This is a genomic window from Pseudomonas sp. CFBP 5748 (genome assembly GCF_053850495.1).
Genome location: NZ_JBSPTN010000004.1, coordinates 214,678 through 233,094, shown reverse-complemented (window position 1 = coordinate 233,094; position 18,417 = coordinate 214,678). Strand labels below are relative to the sequence as shown.

Genomic DNA, 18,417 nt, shown 5'->3' with positions numbered 1-18,417 from the left:
CTGTCGAGTGCAACGAGGCTGCGATCTTTCCGCTGCCCATTGAGTCAGAAGCGAAAGATCAAAATCAAAAGATCGCAGCCTGCGGCAGCTCCTGCAACGGGGTCAAACCAGCTCTTTCAACCGATGCCACAACATCCCCAGCGCCAGCAGCGGCGAGCGCAGATGCTTCCCGCCCGGGAAGGTCATGTGCGGCACCTGGGCGAACAGGTCAAAGCCGCCGCTCTGTTGCCCGCTGATGGCTTCGGCCAACAACTTGCCGGCCAGGTGCGTGGCATTCACCCCATGGCCGGAATAGGCCTGGGCGTAATACACGTTGGGTTGGTCCTTGAGCTTGCCGATCTGCGGCAAACGGTTGGCCCCGATGCCGATCATCCCGCCCCATTGATAATCGATTTTCACATCCGCCAATTGCGGGAAGACCTTGAGCATTTTCGGACGCATGTAGGCGCCAATGTCTTGCGGGTCGCGGCCCGAATAGTGACAAGCGCCGCCGAACAATAAGCGTCGATCCGCCGAAAGGCGGTAGTAATCCAGCGCCACCCGTTGATCACAGACCGCCATGTTCTGCGGCAGTAATGCCTGGGCCTGGGCCTCGCTCAAAGGTTCGGTGGCGATGATGTAGCTGCCGGCCGGTAACACTTTGCCGCTGAGTTCCGGGTTGAGCCCGCTGAGGTAAGCGTTGCAGCCCAGCACCAGGGTCTTGGCGCGGACCGAACCTTGTTGAGTATGGACCTTCACTTCAGGGCCATATTCGATGCGCGTGACCGCCGATTGCTCGAACAGCCTGACGCCCAGTTGCTGCGCGGCGGCGGCTTCGCCCAGGGCCAGGTTCAGCGGATGCAGATGGCCCGAGCCCATATCGATCAGGCCGCCCACGTAGCGATCCGAACCCACTACGCTGTGCATTTCATGGGCTTGCAGTAGCCGGGTCTGGTGGCGATAACCCAGGCTGCGCAATTCTTCGGCGTCCTCGGCGAAGCCTTCCAGATCGCCGGGTTTGTTGGCCAGGTCGCAGTAGCCCCAGGTGAGGTCGCAGGGGATCTGAAAGCGCTCGACACGTTGGCGGACGATTTCCACCGCTTCGAGGCCCATGAGTTTCATCTGGCGTACGCCGTCGGCACCGATGACCGGGGCGAATTGATCGAGGCCGTGGCCGACGCCGCGAATCAGCTGGCCGCCGTTGCGCCCGCTGGCGCCCCAGCCAATCTTGTGCGCTTCCAGCAAAACGACGCTCATGCCACGTTCGGCCAGTTCGATCGCCGTGTTCAGCCCGGAAAAACCGCCGCCGACCACGCACACGTCCGCCACCGCTTCGCCTTGCAGCACCGGATGGTCCGGTTGCGGCAAGCTGCTGGCGGCGTAATAAGAGGCGGCGTGCGCGTGGCTCGGGACAGGTTGCTGAACACGGGCGTTCATGTGCGTAATCCTGATTGTTGTGTTTGAGAAATTTTACGGAGCATAAGCCGTGGATTCATTTGTGGGCAACACCGGTCGGCTGGCCCTGTCTGGAGTAAGGCTTTTAGGGCAGAATCGCGAACTGTCCCACCTCGGTAACCGCCTCGATGAGCTGCAACAGTCAAAAAATCCGCACGTTGCGCCAACAGATTCCCTCGTTCGAGTGCGTACCGGGTTGCCATGACTGCTGTGGTCCGGTGACCACCTCACCCGAAGAAATGGCCCGTTTGCCGCGTAAGACCCGCGCCGAACAGGACGCGGCCATGGACGCACTCGATTGCGTGCACCTGGGGCCGAACGGTTGCACGGTCTACGACGAGCGGCCGCTGATCTGCCGGCTGTTCGGCACCACGGCGACCCTGCCGTGCCCCAACGGGCGGCGGCCGGTGGAGTTGATCCATCCGCGGGTCGAAAAGCAGATTCATGAATACATGGCCAGCACCCGGCAGGTGTTGGTGTAGGTAAAACGCTGCTTCAGTCCGGAATCGGCAGGTTCAAACTCTCCTTCACCTCTTCCATCACGATGTAGCTCTTGGATTCACGCACATGGGGCAGCTTGAGCAAAATGTCGCCCAATAGCTTGCGATACGAAGCCATCTCGGAAATCCGCGCTTTCACCAGATAGTCAAAATCCCCCGACACCAGATGACATTCCAGCACGTGGGGCAATTTCAGCACCGCGCGTCGGAACTCTTCAAAGGTGTCGCCGGATTTGTAATCGAGGCTGATTTCGACAAACACCAGCAGGCTACCCTTCAAGTGCTGCGGGTTGAGCCGGGCGTTGTAGCCCATGATGATCCCCTCGCGCTCCAGGCGCCGCACCCGCTCAGTGCAGGGCGTCGTGGAGAGGCCGACTTTTTCCCCCAGCTCGGTGAAGGAGATCCGCCCGTCCGCCTGGAGGATGCGCAGGATGTTGCGGTCGATCTTGTCCAGTTCGCGTTTGGTCTGGGTGTTGGTACGCACAGGGGATGCACCTCCGTAAAAAGGGTTATTGCCGAGAATTCTCGCCAAATATAGGCATTTATATAGTGAAAAGCACTGGCTAATCTTTTTTACACTGCGCGCATCAAAGCTTTGTATAACAAACGTCAGCGGTTATCCGCGATGAGGGCATCAACATGCGCGTTCTGGTATTGGGTAGCGGCGTCATCGGTACCGTCAGTGCTTACTATCTGGCCCGGGCCGGGTTTGAAGTGGTGGTGGTCGACCGTCAACCGGCGCCTGCCATGGAGACCAGTTTCGCCAACGCCGGCCAGGTGTCGCCGGGTTATGCCTCGCCGTGGGCCGCGCCGGGTGTGCCGCTCAAGGCCATCAAGTGGCTGTTGCAGCGCCACGCTCCGCTGGCCATCAAGGCCACCGCCGACATCGACCAGTACCTGTGGATGGCGCAGATGCTGCGCAACTGCACCGCCAGCCGCTATGCCATCAACAAAGAGCGCATGGTGCGCCTGTCCGAGTACAGCCGTGACTGTCTCGATGAGTTGCGCGCTGAAACCGGCATTGCCTACGAAGGTCGTAGCCTGGGGACTACACAACTGTTCCGCACCCAGGCACAGCTCGATGGCGCGGCAAAGGACATTGCGGTGCTGAAAGAGTCCGGCGTGCCGTTCGAAGTGCTCGACCGCGAGGGTATTGCCCGAGTCGAACCGGCCCTGGCCAATGTCACCGACATCCTGGCGGGTGCCCTGCGTCTGCCCAACGACCAGACCGGCGACTGTCAGATGTTTACCACGCGTTTGGCGGAAATGGCCGAGAAACTCGGTGTGCAATTCCGCTTCGGCCAGGATATCCAGCGCCTGGACTACGCCGGCGACCGGATCAACGGCGTCTGGATCGACGGCAAGCTGGAAACCGCCGACCGCTACGTCCTGGCCCTGGGCAGTTACTCGCCGCAACTGCTCAAGCCGCTGGGGATTCGCGCGCCGGTGTATCCGCTCAAGGGCTATTCCCTGACCGTGCCGATCACCAACCCGGCGATGGCGCCGACCTCGACCATTCTCGACGAAACCTACAAAGTCGCGATCACCCGGTTCGACAACCGCATTCGTGTGGGCGGCATGGCAGAAATCGCCGGATTTGACCTGTCCCTCAACCCGCGTCGACGTGAAACCCTGGAGATGATCGTCAACGACCTTTATCCTCTGGGCGGCGACCTGGCCCAGGCCAGTTTCTGGACCGGGTTGCGTCCGACCACCCCCGACGGCACGCCAATCGTGGGTGCTACACCGTTCAAGAATTTGTTTCTGAATACCGGCCACGGCACGCTGGGCTGGACCATGGCTTGTGGTTCCGGTCGCTTGCTGGCGGACCTGATGGCGAAGAAAAAGCCGCAGATCAGCGCCGAAGGCCTCGATATTTCCCGTTATGGCAGCAAACACCAGGAGTCTGCAAAACATGTCAATCCAGCGCCAGCTCACCAATGACCGCATGAGCCAGGTTGTCGTGCACAACGGCACCGTTTACCTGGCGGGACAGGTCGGCGACGACATGAGCGCCGGTATCGAGCAGCAGACCCGCGAAACCCTGGCCAATATCGAGCGCTTGCTGGACTTGGCCGGGACCGACAAGAACCGTCTGCTGTCGGTGACGATCTATCTGAAAGATATTGAGGCCCACTTCGAAGGCATGAATGCGATCTGGGACAAATGGCTGCCCAAAGGCGTCGCCCCGGCCCGTGCCACCGTGGAGGCCAAGCTGTGCGAGCCGGAGATTCTGGTGGAGCTGTCGGTTGTGGCTGCGCTGCCTTAATCCCCGTCAAAACGAATCCCTCTTCCGGCGCTGTTGGTGGTTCATGCCTTCAGCCCGCGCCGGTTTTTTATTCATGACCGCCTAGAAGCCCGCCGCCATGCGTCCTGCCCGTGCCCTGATCGACCTTCAAGCCTTGCGTCACAACTACCAATTGGCCCGCGAAGTCACGGGGGCCAAGGCCCTCGCGGTGGTCAAGGCCGATGCCTATGGGCATGGCGCGGTGCGGTGCGCCGAGGCTTTGCAGGACACGGCGGACGGGTTTGCCGTGGCGTGCATTGAAGAGGCCCTGGAGCTGCGAGCCGGCGGGATTCGTGGGCCAATCCTGTTGCTGGAGGGTTTTTTCGAGGCCGATGAGTTGCCGTTGATCGTCGAGCACGATTTCTGGTGCGTGGTGCATTCGTTGTGGCAGCTCGAAGCAATTGAAAACGCAACGCTGAGCAAGCCGATCACCGTCTGGCTCAAGCTCGATTCGGGGATGCATCGAGTCGGGCTGCATCCTGCGGATTACCAGGCGGCCTATCGCCGTCTGCTGGCCAGCGGCAAAGTGGCGAAGATCGTGCTGATGAGCCACTTCGCCCGCGCTGATGAGCTGCACGATCCCAGCAGTATTCAACAACTGGCCGTGTTCGAGGCGGCCCGCCAGGGGTTGGTGGCGGAGATCAGCCTGCGCAACTCCCCGGCCGTGTTGGGCTGGCCGCAGATGCCGAGCGACTGGGTGCGGCCGGGCATCATGCTCTATGGCGCAACGCCCTTCGAGGAACCCAATGCCGTCGCCTCGCGCCTGCAGCCGGTCATGACCCTGGAATCGAAGATCATCTGCGTGCGTGAATTGCCCGCTGGCGAGCCGGTGGGCTACGGCGCTCGTTTTGTGACCGCGCAACCGACCCGGGTCGGGGTGGTCGCCATGGGGTATGCCGACGGCTACCCACGCCAGGCACCCAGCGGCACACCGGTGCTGGTGGACGGGCAGCGCAGCCAACTGGTCGGACGGGTGTCGATGGACATGCTGTGCGTCGACTTGACCGATATTCCCCAGGCCGGGCTCGGTTCGACGGTGGAGTTATGGGGCAAGACCATCCTCGCCAGCGACGTGGCCAAGGCCGCTGACACGATTCCCTATCAGATTTTCTGCAACCTGCGGCGGGTGCCACGGCTCTATTGCGGGCTCTGACGCCAGGCGCCACCTACCGAAAGTCGCTTCACCGCACAGGATTCGGGTCAAAGTGTTGTAAATACTGAACGCTGTCGCCATGATAACGGTCACTTTCCACACAACCTGATTCCCTGGAGGCTCCAGCATTGGACGTCGGTGAACGACTGCAATCCATTCGTAAACTCAAAGGCCTTTCCCAGCGTGAACTCGCCAAGCGCGCGGGCGTCACCAACAGCACTATTTCGATGATCGAGAAGAACAGCGTCAGCCCCTCGATCAGCTCGCTGCGTAAGGTCCTTGGCGGGATTCCCATGTCCATGGTCGAGTTTTTCTCCGAAGAAATCCTTCAGGAGAAACCGACTCAGATCGTCTACAAAGCCAACGAACTGATCGACATCTCCGACGGCGCCGTGACCATGAAACTGGTGGGCAGGGCACACCCGAGCCGGGCGATTGCCTTCCTGAATGAAATCTATCCGCCTGGCGCCGACACCGGTGACGAGATGCTCACCCATGAGGGCGAGGAAACCGGGATTCTGGTGGAGGGGCGGCTGGAGTTGGTGGTCGGCGTCGAAACTTTCGTGCTCGAAGCCGGCGACAGCTACTATTTCGAGAGCACCAAGCCCCACCGTTTCCGTAATCCGTTCGATGTGCCGGCGCGACTGATCAGCGCAGCTACGCCGGCCAATTTCTAAGAAAAGCGGCGCCGAGCCTATTTGGCGGAGGCGCCCGAAGGTCGAGCTGTCATGACGAACAAAACCCTTAGGTCTTTGGGGTTGTTCCCGTGTGACGGCCTTACCGCTATACTTGCGCCCGCCTGCAAACCGTGGCCGCAGGCGTGACTAGCCACCATTGAGGGTGTACGCGTGAACCTAATTATGAAAATGCTGGCTGCACCAGCAACCGTATTGGCCCTATGGGCAGTCAGTGCCCAAGCGGCGACCAACGACGAAATCGCCAAGCGCCTTGAACCGGTCGGCCAGGTCTGCGTTCAGGGGAAGGAATGCAAGGGGATGGAAGTCGTAGCTTCGGCTGGCGGCGGCGGTGCGAAGGCGCCGAAAGATGTTATTGCAAAGCATTGCAATGCTTGCCACGGCACCGGCCTGTTGGGTGCTCCGAAAATCGGTGACAAGGCTGCCTGGAAAGAGCGCGCCGATCACCAGGGCGGTCTCGACGGCATCCTGGCCAAGGCCATTACCGGCGTCAACGCCATGCCGCCAAAAGGTACCTGTGCCGATTGCTCGGATGACGAACTCAAGGGCGCCATCAAAGAGATGTCCGGCCTGTAACGAGCCAGCATCCTTCACAAAAAAGCCGCTTACGAGCGGCTTTTTTGTGCCTGGTGTTTTTCCAGGGGCTGGTCATCGCAACCAAGACCCGGCAAGCTCGGTCCAACCCACATTCATGGAATGTCCTGGAGGGTCGGATGGTGCAGTTGTGTTCAATCGAACAGGCGGTGGATGATGTGCTCGAGCGTCTGCCCGCGCATATTCACCTTGGCATGCCCCTGGGGCTGGGCAAGCCCAACCTGTTTGCCAACGCGCTGTATCGACGCATCGCGCAATTGCCCGAGCGCCAACTGACCATTTACACGGCCCTGAGCCTGGGCCGGCCGAACCTGGGCGATGGTTTGCAAAAGCGCTTCCTGGAGCCCTTTATCGAGCGGGTCTTCGGTGATTACCCCGAACTGGATTATCTCGCCGACCTGCATCGCGACAGTCTGCCGGCCAACATCCGCGTCCAGCAGTTTTTCATGCAGCCCGGCAGCCTGCTGCACAGTGCATCGGCTCAACAGAATTATGTCAGCAGCAACTACAGCCACGCCGCCCGGGACATCAACGCTGCGGGCTTGAACCTGGTGGCGCAACTGGTGGCGAGCGACCCGCAACATCCCGATCGCCTGAGCCTGAGCTGCAACCCGGACATCACCCTCGACCTGTTGCCGATGATCGCCAAGCGGCGCGCGGCCGGGGAGACCATTCTCCTGGTCGGCCAGGTGCACAGCGATTTGCCCTACATGCCGGGGGACGCGGAGATCGGCATCGACGCTTTCGACCTGCTGATCGACGAGAAGGACAGCCACACGTTGTTTTCCACGCCGAACATGCCGGTGGGGTTCCAGGATCATCTGATCGGCCTGCACGCCAGTACCCTGGTGCGTGACGGCGGGACGCTGCAGATCGGCATCGGTGCCATGGGCGACGCGTTGACGGCGGCGCTGCTGGCGCGCCAGGCCGATAACGCCGGCTACCAGGCGTTGCTGGCGGACCTGAACCTGAGCCAGTGGGCGCAACTGATCGAGCGCGAGGGCGGAGTCGAGCCGTTTGTCAAAGGGCTGTACGGCTGCAGTGAGATGTTCGTCAACGGTTTGCTGGTGCTGGCGGATGCCGGGATCATCCGGCGCAAGGTCTACCCCGACGAGCCGACTCAGGAACAGGCCAACGCCGGCACCCTCGACGAGGCGGCGCAGCCGGACGGCATCTGTATACATGGCGGGTTCTTCCTCGGCCCGCGCAGTTTTTACGAGCGCTTGCGCGAGTTGCCACAGAGCCGCCGAGTTGAATTCAACATGACCCGCATCAGTTACATCAACGAGCTATACGGCCAGGAGCAGCTCAAACGCCTGCAGCGACTCGATGCACGCTTTATCAACACGGTGTTCACCATGACCCTGATGGGGGCAGGGGTGGCCGACCAATTGGAAGACGGCCGGGTACTCAGTGGCGTGGGCGGGCAGTACAACTTCGTTGCCCAGGGCCATGCGCTGGAGGGCGGGCGTTCGATTCTGCTGTTGCGTAGCTGGCGCGAGGCGGGGGGCGAGATCAGCTCGAACATCGTCTGGGAGTACGGCCATTGCACGATTCCCCGGCACCTGCGGGACATCGTGGTGACCGAATATGGCATCGCCGACCTGCGCGGCAAGACCGATGCCGCAGTGATCGAAGCACTCTTGAACATCAGCGATTCACGTTTCCAGCCGGGACTGATCGAGCAAGCGCAAAAGGCCGGCAAGTTGCCCAGGGATTTCCGCCCCGATCCGCGGTTCGCTGACAACACTTCCGAGCGTTTGCAGGCCATCCAGGCACGGCATTCGAATCTGTTTCCGGAGTATCCGCTGGGTTGTGATTTCGACGGGGTAGAGCGGGACCTGTTGCGGGCGCTGAACTGGCTCAAGAGCAAGTTCAAGCTCACTGAGATTCTGGAATTGGGCAAGGCGGCGCTGGATGCGCCGGAGCCTTCGGCGTTTCCCGAGCATTTGGAGCGGATGCAGTTGGCGAGCCCCGAGGGACTGAAAGAGGAACTGGGCCAGCGGTTGTTGCTCGCCGGGCTCAAGGCCACTGCTATCTAATGATCGACACAGATCCATTGTGGGAGCGGGCTTGCTCGCGAATGCGGTGTGTCAGTCGATATATTTCTGGCTGATACACCGCATTCGCGAGCAAGCCCGCTCCCACAGGGTCAGTCGATAAAGGTCACGACGCCACCCGCCAGCGACTGCACCCGAGCCAACGATTCGACGCGATAGCCCTGGGCATCCAGTTCCGCACGACCGCCCTGAAACGACTTCTCGATCACGATTCCCAGGCCTGCCACGGTGGCGCCGGCCTGCTTGATGATGGAGATCAGCGCCTGGGAGGCTTTGCCATTGGCCAAAAAGTCATCAATGATCAGCACCCGGTCGCTGCTGGTCAGGTGACGTGGGCTGATGGCCACGGTGCTTTCGGTTTTCTTGGTGAACGAATACACGGTCGCCGACAGCAGGTTTTCCGTCAGGGTCAGGGACTGTTGCTTGCGGGCGAAAATGACCGGTACGCCGAGGTTCAGGCCGGTCATGATCGCCGGGGCAATGCCCGAGGCTTCGATGGTGACGATTTTGGTGATGCCCGAATCCTTGAACAGCGCGGCAAATTCATCGCCGATCAACTTCATCAACTGCGGGTCGATCTGGTGGTTCAGGAACGCGTCGACCTTGAGGACCTGGTCGGACAGCACGATGCCTTGTTCACGAATTTTCTGCTGCAGGGCTTCCATGAAGCCTCCTCTAATGACGCTTTCAGCGCCTTGAAGTCGATGAAAAAAGTAGTCGATTCTAGCGCTTTAGCATCGCTCGTATATCGGCCAGGGCACTGTTGCCGCGCACGGCTTTGACTTCGGTCGGGGTGTCGTCGTTGCCTTCCCAGGCCAGGTCGTCCGGCGGCAGCTCATCGAGAAAGCGGCTCGGGGCGCAGTCGATCACTTCGCCGTATTGCTTGCGCTTGGCGGCGAAGGTGAAGGCCAGCGTCTGACGGGCGCGGGTAATGCCAACGTAGGCCAGGCGCCGTTCTTCTTCGATGGTGTCGGCCTCGATGCTGGAGCGGTGCGGGAGGATTTCTTCTTCCATGCCCATGATGAACACGTAAGGAAATTCCAGGCCCTTGGAGGCGTGAAGCGTCATCATCTGCACGCCTTCGGCGCCGTCTTCCTCTTCCTGCTGGCGTTCCAGCATGTCCCGCAGCACGAGTTTGCCGATGGCGTCCTCGACCGTCATGTCGCCGTCTTCGTCTTTTTCCAGGGTGTTTTTCAACGCCTCGATCAGGAACCAGACGTTGCCCATGCGGTAATCGGCGGCCTTGTCGCTGGAGCTGTTGGTGCGCAACCAGTTCTCGTAGTCGATGTCCATGACCATGCTGCGCAGTGCCGAGATCGGATCTTCGCCGGCGCACTGCTCGCGCACCTTGTCCATGAAGCGCTTGAAGCGCGCCAGGCGATCGGTGAAGCGGCTGTCCAGGTGCTCGCCCAGGCCGATTTCGTCGGTCGCGGCGTACATCGAGATCTTGCGCTCGGTGGCGTAGTTGCCGAGTTTTTCCAGGGTGGTCGAGCCGATTTCCCGGCGCGGGACGTTGATCACCCGCAGGAACGCGTTGTCGTCGTCCGGGTTCACGATCAGGCGGAAGTAGGCCATCAGGTCCTTCACTTCCTGGCGTCCGAAAAAGCTGTTGCCCCCCGACAGGCGATAGGGGATCTGGTGATGCTGCAATTTCAGCTCGATCAGCTTGGCCTGGTAGTTGCCGCGATACAGGATCGCGAAGTCGCTGTACGGCCGGTCGGTGCGCAGGTGCAGGCTGAGTATTTCCATGGCCACGCGTTCGGCTTCGGCGTCTTCGTTGCGGCAGCGGATCACGCGGATCTCATCTCCGTGGCCCATCTCGCTCCACAGTTGCTTTTCGAACTCGTGGGGGTTGTTGGAAATCAGCACGTTGGCGCAGCGCAGGATGCGGCTGGTGGAGCGGTAGTTCTGCTCCAGCATCACCACTTTGAGCGACGGATAGTCTTCCTTGAGCAGCATCAGGTTTTCCGGCCGCGCGCCACGCCAGGCATAGATCGACTGGTCATCGTCGCCCACCACGGTGAACTGGTTGCGTTTGCCGATCAGCAGCTTCACCAGCAGGTACTGGCTGGCGTTGGTGTCCTGGTATTCGTCCACCAGCAGGTAGCGGACCTTGTTCTGCCATTTTTCAAGGATGTCGGCGTTGTCCTGGAACAGCTTGACCGGCAGCAGGATCAGGTCGTCGAAGTCCACCGCGTTGAACGCCTTGAGCGTGCGCTGATAGTGGGTGTAGACGATGGCTGCGGTCTGTTCCTTGGGGTTACGGGCGTTTTCCAGGGCTTCGGGCGGCAGGATCAGGTCGTTTTTCCAGGCGCCGATCATGTTCTTGATCTCATCCACGCCGTCGTCGCCCGAATACTCCTTTTGCATGATGTCGGTCATCAAGGCCTTGACATCGGTCTCGTCGAAAATCGAGAAGCCCGGTTTGTAGCCTAGCCGGGCGTGTTCCTTGCGGATGATATTCAGGCCCAGGTTGTGGAAGGTGCAGACCGTCAGGCCACGACCTTCGCCGGCGCGCAGCAGGCCGCCGACCCGCTCTTTCATTTCTCGAGCGGCCTTGTTGGTAAAGGTCATGGCGACGATGTACTGGGCACGGATGCCGCAATTCTGGATCAGGTGCGCAATTTTGCGGGTGATCACACTGGTCTTGCCGGAGCCTGCACCGGCGAGCACCAAAAGAGGGCCGCCGACATAGTTCACGGCTTCTTGCTGCCGGGGATTGAGTCGGGACATGACAGGGTCAGAGGGTCGTTTGCGAAATGGGCCGGCATTTTAACAGGCTCAGAGAATTGTGCTGCTCTGTCCGACTTGTGACGTAACACATCATTGTCATTTGCCGCTTTTCCCACTTTCGCGCAGGATGTCGGGCGCACATGCGTCTAACGTGCGATTTCGCGTGTAAAAAACCGCCAAAAGCAAGTGTTTGAGAACCATTGGCATTGGTCATTGCCGATCGGCAAGGTCATAATGCCCGGCGCCAACCACCTTGCAGAGTCTAGGGAGTCAGCTTGTCTACGCCTGTCGAACCCTTGCGTTTGCTGCTATTGGCCGAAACGCCTGAGTGGTCAGCGATATTGCGCGAGTGCCTGGCGCCCATGGGGCCGTCGGTCGTGCTGATCAGCGCCCCGAGCTGGGACTCGGTCAGCAGCCTGTTCGAAGACAACCGTCACGCGGTACTGCTGACGATTGCGGCGTTGCAACCGGCGCCAGGCCGCTGCCGCTTGCCGACAGTCCTGCTGCTTGAGCATGAACCCTCGACGCCACCCGATGGCGTCAGCGACTGGCTGGTGCGTGATGTACTCGACGGGCCGACCCTGCGTCGTTGCCTGCGCCATGTGCGTGAGCGCGGGGTGCTGGAAAACACGCTGCAGCGCCTCGCTGAGCAGGATCCGTTGACTGGCATCGCCAATCGCCAGGGTTTCCAGACTTTGCTGGCGGCACGCCTGGCTGAAAACGAAGGTCGCGGCCTGGCACTCGGTCACCTGGACCTGGACAACTTCCGTCACGCCAACGATGCCCTCGGCCACCAGGCCGGTGACCGTTTGATTTTGCAGGTGGTATCGCGGCTCAAAGGGTCACTTGAGGCGGGCGATCAACTGGCCCGGTTGGGCAGCGATGAATTCGCCTTGCTCATCGACACCCGCCGTGCCCCGCAGCGGGCCGAATGGATGGCTGAGCGCATCACCGAAGCCATGGCCGAACCTTATTGGGTAGATGGCGAAAGCCTGTTGATCGGTTGCAGCCTGGGTATCGCTCACGCCCGTGCCCAGGCCGGCGCGGACCCGCTGATGTGGCACGCGCATATCGCCATGCAGCAGGCCAAGAGCACCCAAGGCTGCACCTTCCATATCTTCAATGAGCGCATCAACCGTAACGCCCGTAGCCTCGCCGATCTGGAAAGCGAACTGCGCCGGGCGCTGCGTCGCGATGAACTGGAGCTGCATTACCAGCCCCGGCTGGACCTCGATGGCGGCCACATCGTCGGCCTCGAAGCCCTGGTGCGCTGGCGTCACGGCGAACGCGGGCTGCTGCCGCCAAGTGAGTTCGTGCCGCTGGCCGAACAGAGTGGCCTGATCGTGCCGCTGGGCTACTGGGTGATTTCCCGGGCGTTGCGCGACATGCAGGCCCTGCGCGAGCGGGGGCTGGCGCCGTTGCACATGGCGGTCAACCTGTCGTTCCGGCAGTTCCAGGACAGCCAGCTACTGCCGACCCTGAGCCGGCTGATTGCCGAGCGGGGAGTCGAGGCCCAGTGGCTGGAATTCGAACTCACCGAAACCGCCGTCATGCGCCGCAGCGAACTGGTCAAACAGACCATGGATGCCTTGGGTCGCTTGGGGGTGCGCTTCTCCCTGGACGACTTCGGCACCGGATTCTCCTCGTTCGTGCACCTCAACAGCCTGCCCATCGCGCTGCTCAAGATCGACAAGAGCTTTGTCGGCGGCATGGAGCAGCGCGAAGAGAACCGCAAACTGGTGCATGCGATGATCAACCTCGCGCACAACCTCAACCTGGAAGTGGTGGCCGAAGGCGTGGAAACCCGGGAACAGCTGGATTTGCTACGTGGCTTCGGGTGCGATCAGGTGCAGGGTTTTTTGATCAGCAAGCCCTTGCCGTTGCCTGAGCTGGTGCAATACCTGACGTTTGATGGCGATCAATCAGCGCGGGAAGTTGTGAGCTAACGCAACCCTTAGTGGGAGCGGGCTTGCTCGCGAAGGCGGTGGGTCAGTCGATACATTTCTGGCTGATCCACCGCCTTCGCGAGCAAGCCCGCTCCCACAGGGGTATTCATTCAGTCTGGACGACCTTGAAACGCCGCGGCCCAGCCTCACCCCTGATCATCCGCCGCATCTTCCATTCAAACGCCAGCGTCAGGCTCACCGCCGCGCAGGCCAGCCCCAGGGCCAGGCCCCACCAGACCCCCGTCGGCCCCAAGTCCAGGTGAAAAGCCATCCACCACGCCGCCGGTGCGCCGATCAACCAATAGCAACCCAGGCCCACCAGGAAGGTGGTCTTGGCGTCCTTGAGCCCGCGAATGCAGCCCATCGCGATGGTTTGTGCGCCGTCGAACAGCTCGAACCACGCCGCCACGGCCAGCAGGCTCACGGCCAGGTCGATCACCGGGCGGAACGCTGGGTCGTTGTGGTCCAGGAACAAGCCGATCAACTGATTGGGCAGCAGCCAGAACACCATCGCGAACGCCAGCATCACGGCGGCGCCAAAGCCAATGCCGACCCGCCCGGCCAGTCGCGCCATCGGCAGTTGCCCCGCACCGTAGTGCTGGCCGATGCGCATGGTGATGGCGTAGGACATCCCCGCCGGAACCATGAACGCCACCGAGACGATCTGCAGGGCGATCTGGTGTGCCGCCAGCGGTGTGCTGCCCATGGTGCCGATGCACAGCGCGGCGAAGGCGAACAGCCCGACTTCCACCGCGTAGGTGCCGCCAATCGGCAGGCCCAGGCGCCACAGCTCCTTGAGGTAATGGCGATTGGGCCGTGACAGTCCGTTCAGCAGCGGATAAGCCCGGTAGGCCGGATGCCGATGGATATGCCAGGCCAGCGCCAGGGCCATGCAGTTGGCGACGATGGCCGTGACCAGGCCAATCCCCATCAAGCCTAGTTTCGGCAGGCCGAACAGGCCGGTGATGAGCGCGTAATTGAGCAGGAAGTTAGCCACCGTGCCGCCGAGGCTGATCACCATGACCGGCGTGGCCCGGCCGATGGCGCTGGTGAAGCCGCGCAGGGCCATGAAGCTCAAATAGCCGGGCAGGGCGAACGGCAGCGCCAGCAGGAACTGGCCGGCGGAAAGCACGTTGGTTTCGGTCTGGCCGAACAGCAACAACACCGGCTTGAGGTTCCACAACAATAAGCCGGCCACCAGCGCCATCAGCCACGCCAGCCACAACCCGGCCTGGGTCAGCCGGGTGGCGCCTTCAACATCGCCGGCGCCCTGACGGATGGCCACCAAGGTACCCACCGCCGCGATCACACCGATGCAGAAAATCGACACGAACGAGTAAGTGGCTGCCCCGAGCCCGCCGCCGGCCAGGGCCTCGGGGCTCAGGCGCGCCATCATCACGGTGTCAGTGAGCACCATCAGCATGTGCGCCAACTGCGAGGCAATCAACGGCCCCGCCAGCCGCAGGATGGCCCAGAGTTCAGTACGCACCGGATGCCGCATGATCATCACTCTCCATGTTCAAACAAGGCTGTAAAGCGGTGATTCTCGGCGCTTGTGGCGGTTTGCACAAAAGGATAAAAAAGATCGCTGGCATGATTAAAACTCATGCTGAAAGACTTTCTGGTAGGGTTTCGCCAAACGCTATAGGAGTTTTCCTGATGTCTCGTCGTCTCCCTCCTCTTTATGCGCTGCGGGCATTCGAAGCGGCGGCGCGATACAGCTCGTTTACCCGGGCGGCTGAAGAACTGTCGATTACCCAAAGTGCGGTCAGCCGGCATATTCGTACCCTTGAAGAGCACTTTGCCTGTCGGTTGTTTCAGCGCAGTGGTCGCAACCTTCAGTTGACCGAGGCGGCGCGGTTGCTGCTGCCGGGGGTGCGGGAAGGTTTCATGGCGCTGGAGCGGGCCTGTCATACCTTGCACGGTGAAGATGGCATCCTGCGGATGAAAGCGCCGTCGACCCTGACCATGCGCTGGCTGCTGGCACGCTTGAGTCGGTTCCGACATCTGCAGCCCGGCAACGAGGTGCAACTGACCAGCGCCTGGATGGACGTCGACTCGGTTGACTTCAACACAGAACCCTTCGATTGCGCGGTATTGCTGGGCAATGGGCATTTTCCCGCAGACTGGGAGGCCAGCCTGCTATTCCCCGAGGAGTTGATCCCGGTGGGCGCGCCGAACCTGTTGAACGACCAGCCCTGGGATGTGGCGCGCTTGGCCAGCGCCGAACTGCTGCACCCCACGCCGGACCGCCGTGACTGGCGCAACTGGCTTCAGCGCATGGGCCTGTCCGACAAGGTCTCGCTCAAGGGCGGGCAGGTGTTCGATACGCTTGAGCTGGGCATGATCGCGGCGGCCCGTGGTTACGGTGTATCCATGGGCGATTTGTTGATGGTGGCCGAAGACGTCGCCCAGGGGCGCTTGAGCCTGCCGTGGCCGACCGCGGTTGCCAGCGGCGAGCACTATTACCTCGTCTGGCCGAAAACCCGCCCCGGAGGTGAACGCTTGCGTCGACTCAGCGATTTTCTCCAGAGCGAAGTGAAGGCCATGCAATTACCTGTTGTAGAGCGTCTTGGGTGAAGTGTTGCAGTGCTGGTGATGGCTATTTGGCATTAATCCTTCCATGGCGCTCAAGTATTCGATTTCGCCGCCGAAGGTGTTGAGGTAGTACTTTCGTATTAGAAAGTACTCCCTACACATCACCCGAATAAATTGCCGAGTGCGCGACGTGATCAGGACGATCCGGTCTCTCGGCCAGGAGCTGTCATGTCTCAACCCCGTGCCCGGATCGCCTCACAGCTAGGCCTTGCCCTTGCTGTGATACTGGCGGTCGTGATCTCCGGCAGTACCCTCTTTGCCCTGCGTTCGCTGGACACTGCCAACCTTGCCACCCGTGAAGAACACCTGGCCAGTGAAGCGCGTCTGATGGCCGACCAGCTCAACACCTTCCACGATACTTTGCGTGAAAGCACCCAGCGGTTGAGCGGTCTGTTCGAAAAGCGTTTCAGCGCTGGCCTGAGCGTGCACCCGGATCAGCCGGTTACGGTGGCGGGTGTCCAGACGCCGAGCCTGAACCTGGGCAGCGAAGTGCTGAACAACAACTTCAAGGAAGTTGACGAGTTCAAGCAAACGACCGCCGGAGTGGCTACGGTATTCGTGCGCAGCGGTGATGACTTCATCCGAATCAGTACTTCGTTGAGCAAGCAGGACGGTACGCGTGCCATCGGTACCATGCTCGACCGGGCCGGCCCGGCTTATGCCCCGGTGATGAGTGGGCAGAGCTATATCGGTCGCGCGTTGCTTTTTGGACGTTTCTACATGTCGCAGTACACACCCGTACGCGACAGCAGCGGTAAGGTCATTGCCGTGTTGTATGTAGGATTTGATTACACCGATGCACAGAACGCGCAGTTCGAGAATCTCAAGCGCTTCCGTATCGGCCAGACCGGTTCGTTGGCCTTGCTGGACGAGCAAAACAAATGGCTGGTGCCGCCGGCAGGTGTGCAAGCCTTGGATCAAGCGGCCACTACCATCGTCGGTCTGGTCAAAAAACCGGGTAAGGGTGCGTTCTGGAGTGATACCGCCGAAGATTTCTACAGCGTTGCCGTGCCATTCACAGGCGGGCCGTGGGCGGTAGTGGCAAGCATGCCGAAAGCTGAAATTCGCGCCGTGACCTGGAGCGTCGGAACGCAACTGGCCATTGGCAGTCTGTTGGCGATGTTGCTGGCGGTCGGCGCGGCAATGTGGCTGCTACGCAGCAAGCTGGCGCCGTTGGGGGATTTGGTGCGTCAGGCTGAAGCGTTGGGTGCCGGCGATCTGAGCGTGCGTCTGAATGTCTCGAGCCATGACGAAATCGGCCAACTGGCGCGCGCTTTCAACCAGATGAGCCAGGCCCTGTCGACCATGGTCGAGCACATCCGAAAAGCTTCGCAAGAGGTCAACAGCCGTGCACAGGCCCTGTCCGGGTTGTCCAACGGGGCCTATGAAGGGATGGAGCAGCAGTCCGGGGAAATCACCAGCATGGCCGGCGCGGTGGAAGAGTTCAGCGCTACCTCGCTGGACATCGCCGACAACATGGGCAACACCGAGCGCCTGGCCCAGGAAAACGCCCAGCAAACCCGGATCGGTCGTACGTCGATGGATGAAGCGTCGTCGTCCCTGGAGCAAATTGCCGGCGCGCTGAATAGCACGGCCACGGTCATCAACACCCTCGGCCAGCGCTCCCAGGAGATTGGCGGCATTGTCGGGGTGATTACCTCGATCGCCGAGCAGACCAACCTGCTGGCTTTGAATGCCGCCATCGAAGCTGCCCGTGCCGGTGAGCAGGGCCGTGGTTTCGCCGTGGTGGCTGACGAAGTTCGCAGCCTGGCTTCCCGTACTCGTCAGGCCACTGACGAAATTTCCGGCATGATCAACAGCATCCAGCAGGAAACCGGCAACGCCATCAGCACCATGGAGCAGGGCAAGCTGTTGATGCAGGAAGGTCTGTCGCGCAACGCCAACGTAGCCTCGGCTCTGGCGCGCATCGACGAGCAGAGCCGCTCCGCTGGCCAACAGTTCGCTGCCATTACCACTGCCACCCAGGAACAAAGCAGCACCGCGACCCTGCTTAGCAGCAACCTGCAAAGCATCGCCATGGCCAACAGCGAACAGCGTCAAGTGGTCTCGAACCTGGCGGTCACCGCCAAGGAACTGGAAAAACTGGCCCAGGACCTGCGTCAAGAGGTTGATCGGTTCCGCTGAGTTTTTTCGCCGGCGCCATCGCGAGCAATCCCCCCCGAGCTCCCACAGGATTTGTGGTGAACACAGGATCTGTGAACACCCGGGACCCATGTGGGAGCCGAGCTTGCTCGCGATGACGGCGGTACTGCCAACATCAACCGTTGACTGACCCACCGCCTTCGCGATCAACCTTCTCCCACAAAGCTTTCCCCTCCAATTTGTGGTTTTTTCCGAGATGTTGCCGTTTTTAAGCTTGCTGAAACGTTTCTTCAAGTCTATAAAAACCGCACAAC

Annotated in this window: 15 protein-coding genes; 10 read left to right on the top strand and 5 right to left on the bottom strand. The window is 61.0% G+C overall.

The window, feature by feature from the left end; all coding sequences use genetic code 11:
* Positions 1–102 precede the first annotated feature (102 nt).
* Entirely contained in the window at positions 103–1,416 is a 1,314-nt protein-coding gene (locus tag ACWNZ1_RS11120; RefSeq protein WP_135847763.1) for an NAD(P)/FAD-dependent oxidoreductase, read from the bottom strand.
* Between the two features lie 146 nt (positions 1,417–1,562).
* Between ACWNZ1_RS11120 and ACWNZ1_RS11115 the strand changes: the two genes are divergently transcribed.
* Positions 1,563–1,916, top strand: coding sequence for a YkgJ family cysteine cluster protein (locus ACWNZ1_RS11115; protein ID WP_018602566.1), 354 nt, complete (start codon positions 1,563–1,565; stop codon positions 1,914–1,916).
* A gap of 13 nt (positions 1,917–1,929) precedes the next feature.
* Here the strand turns inward: ACWNZ1_RS11115 and ACWNZ1_RS11110 are convergent, their stop codons facing one another.
* A complete protein-coding gene (locus tag ACWNZ1_RS11110; protein ID WP_003206849.1) occupies positions 1,930–2,418 on the bottom strand; it encodes an Lrp/AsnC ligand binding domain-containing protein in 489 nt (162 codons plus the stop codon).
* 155 nt (positions 2,419–2,573) lie between these two features.
* Between ACWNZ1_RS11110 and dadA the strand changes: the two genes are divergently transcribed.
* The 6 genes from dadA (at position 2,574) to ACWNZ1_RS11080 (ending at position 8,705) form a co-directional block, all read left to right on the top strand.
* Entirely contained in the window at positions 2,574–3,878 is a 1,305-nt protein-coding gene (gene dadA / locus ACWNZ1_RS11105; protein ID WP_256453917.1) for a D-amino acid dehydrogenase, read from the top strand.
* Positions 3,850–4,203 carry a RidA family protein gene (locus ACWNZ1_RS11100; protein WP_210642008.1) on the top strand — a complete coding sequence of 118 codons (354 nt, stop codon included), beginning with the start codon at positions 3,850–3,852 and terminating at the stop codon, positions 4,201–4,203. The genes dadA and ACWNZ1_RS11100 overlap by 29 nt, the downstream gene beginning before the upstream one ends.
* 97 nt (positions 4,204–4,300) lie before the next feature.
* On the top strand, positions 4,301–5,374 hold the full coding sequence (gene alr / locus ACWNZ1_RS11095; protein WP_256453916.1) for an alanine racemase: 1,074 nt from the start codon (positions 4,301–4,303) through the stop codon (positions 5,372–5,374).
* A 128-nt stretch (positions 5,375–5,502) separates the two neighbouring features.
* Complete coding sequence (locus tag ACWNZ1_RS11090; RefSeq protein ID WP_135847759.1) at positions 5,503–6,051, top strand: cupin domain-containing protein; 549 nt, start codon at positions 5,503–5,505, stop codon at positions 6,049–6,051.
* 183 nt (positions 6,052–6,234) lie between these two features.
* The gene (locus tag ACWNZ1_RS11085) at positions 6,235–6,645 is read left to right on the top strand and encodes a c-type cytochrome (protein WP_135848083.1); all 411 of its coding nucleotides are present in this window, start codon (positions 6,235–6,237) and stop codon (positions 6,643–6,645) included.
* Between the two features lie 137 nt (positions 6,646–6,782).
* A complete protein-coding gene (locus tag ACWNZ1_RS11080) occupies positions 6,783–8,705 on the top strand; it encodes an acetyl-CoA hydrolase/transferase C-terminal domain-containing protein (protein ID WP_456027629.1) in 1,923 nt (640 codons plus the stop codon).
* A gap of 110 nt (positions 8,706–8,815) precedes the next feature.
* Here the strand turns inward: ACWNZ1_RS11080 and ACWNZ1_RS11075 are convergent, their stop codons facing one another.
* Both ACWNZ1_RS11075 and rep read right to left on the bottom strand, forming a co-directional pair.
* Entirely contained in the window at positions 8,816–9,388 is a 573-nt protein-coding gene (locus ACWNZ1_RS11075; RefSeq protein ID WP_135847757.1) for a xanthine phosphoribosyltransferase, read from the bottom strand.
* 58 nt (positions 9,389–9,446) lie between these two features.
* Positions 9,447–11,456 (bottom strand): DNA helicase Rep, encoded by a 2,010-nt coding sequence (rep, locus tag ACWNZ1_RS11070; protein WP_135847756.1) that lies wholly within the window; start codon positions 11,454–11,456, stop codon positions 9,447–9,449.
* Between the two features lie 275 nt (positions 11,457–11,731).
* Here rep and ACWNZ1_RS11065 point away from each other — a divergent pair, with 275 nt between their 5' ends.
* Positions 11,732–13,402: a putative bifunctional diguanylate cyclase/phosphodiesterase gene (locus tag ACWNZ1_RS11065; RefSeq protein ID WP_135847755.1), complete on the top strand. Its 1,671-nt coding sequence runs from the start codon at positions 11,732–11,734 to the stop codon at positions 13,400–13,402.
* Positions 13,403–13,508: 106 nt separating this feature from the next.
* On the opposite strand, the gene ACWNZ1_RS11060 is transcribed toward ACWNZ1_RS11065, so the two are convergent.
* Entirely contained in the window at positions 13,509–14,909 is a 1,401-nt protein-coding gene (locus tag ACWNZ1_RS11060) for a NorM family multidrug efflux MATE transporter (RefSeq protein ID WP_135847754.1), read from the bottom strand.
* 152 nt (positions 14,910–15,061) lie between these two features.
* Between ACWNZ1_RS11060 and ACWNZ1_RS11055 the strand changes: the two genes are divergently transcribed.
* Positions 15,062–15,982: a LysR substrate-binding domain-containing protein gene (locus tag ACWNZ1_RS11055; protein ID WP_135847753.1), complete on the top strand. Its 921-nt coding sequence runs from the start codon at positions 15,062–15,064 to the stop codon at positions 15,980–15,982.
* Positions 15,983–16,168: 186 nt separating this feature from the next.
* A complete protein-coding gene (locus tag ACWNZ1_RS11050) occupies positions 16,169–18,145 on the top strand; it encodes a methyl-accepting chemotaxis protein (RefSeq protein ID WP_135847752.1) in 1,977 nt (658 codons plus the stop codon).
* Positions 18,146–18,417: the final 272 nt, after the last annotated feature.

What these genes read in the sequence shown, in the direction of transcription:
- ACWNZ1_RS11080 (WP_456027629.1), top strand. Translation starts at nt 6,783, where the DNA reads ATGGTGCAGTTGTGTTCAATCGAACAGGCGGTGGATGATGTGCTCGAG.
- dadA (WP_256453917.1), top strand. Translation starts at nt 2,574, where the DNA reads ATGCGCGTTCTGGTATTGGGTAGCGGCGTCATCGGTACCGTCAGTGCT.
- alr (WP_256453916.1), top strand. Translation starts at nt 4,301, where the DNA reads ATGCGTCCTGCCCGTGCCCTGATCGACCTTCAAGCCTTGCGTCACAAC.
- ACWNZ1_RS11100 (WP_210642008.1), top strand. Translation starts at nt 3,850, where the DNA reads ATGTCAATCCAGCGCCAGCTCACCAATGACCGCATGAGCCAGGTTGTC.
- ACWNZ1_RS11055 (WP_135847753.1), top strand. Translation starts at nt 15,062, where the DNA reads ATGTCTCGTCGTCTCCCTCCTCTTTATGCGCTGCGGGCATTCGAAGCG.
- ACWNZ1_RS11060 (WP_135847754.1), bottom strand. Translation starts at nt 14,909, where the DNA reads ATGATCATGCGGCATCCGGTGCGTACTGAACTCTGGGCCATCCTGCGG.
- rep (WP_135847756.1), bottom strand. Translation starts at nt 11,456, where the DNA reads ATGTCCCGACTCAATCCCCGGCAGCAAGAAGCCGTGAACTATGTCGGC.
- ACWNZ1_RS11050 (WP_135847752.1), top strand. Translation starts at nt 16,169, where the DNA reads ATGTCTCAACCCCGTGCCCGGATCGCCTCACAGCTAGGCCTTGCCCTT.
- ACWNZ1_RS11115 (WP_018602566.1), top strand. Translation starts at nt 1,563, where the DNA reads ATGAGCTGCAACAGTCAAAAAATCCGCACGTTGCGCCAACAGATTCCC.
- ACWNZ1_RS11120 (WP_135847763.1), bottom strand. Translation starts at nt 1,416, where the DNA reads ATGAACGCCCGTGTTCAGCAACCTGTCCCGAGCCACGCGCACGCCGCC.
- ACWNZ1_RS11085 (WP_135848083.1), top strand. Translation starts at nt 6,235, where the DNA reads ATGAAAATGCTGGCTGCACCAGCAACCGTATTGGCCCTATGGGCAGTC.
- ACWNZ1_RS11075 (WP_135847757.1), bottom strand. Translation starts at nt 9,388, where the DNA reads ATGGAAGCCCTGCAGCAGAAAATTCGTGAACAAGGCATCGTGCTGTCC.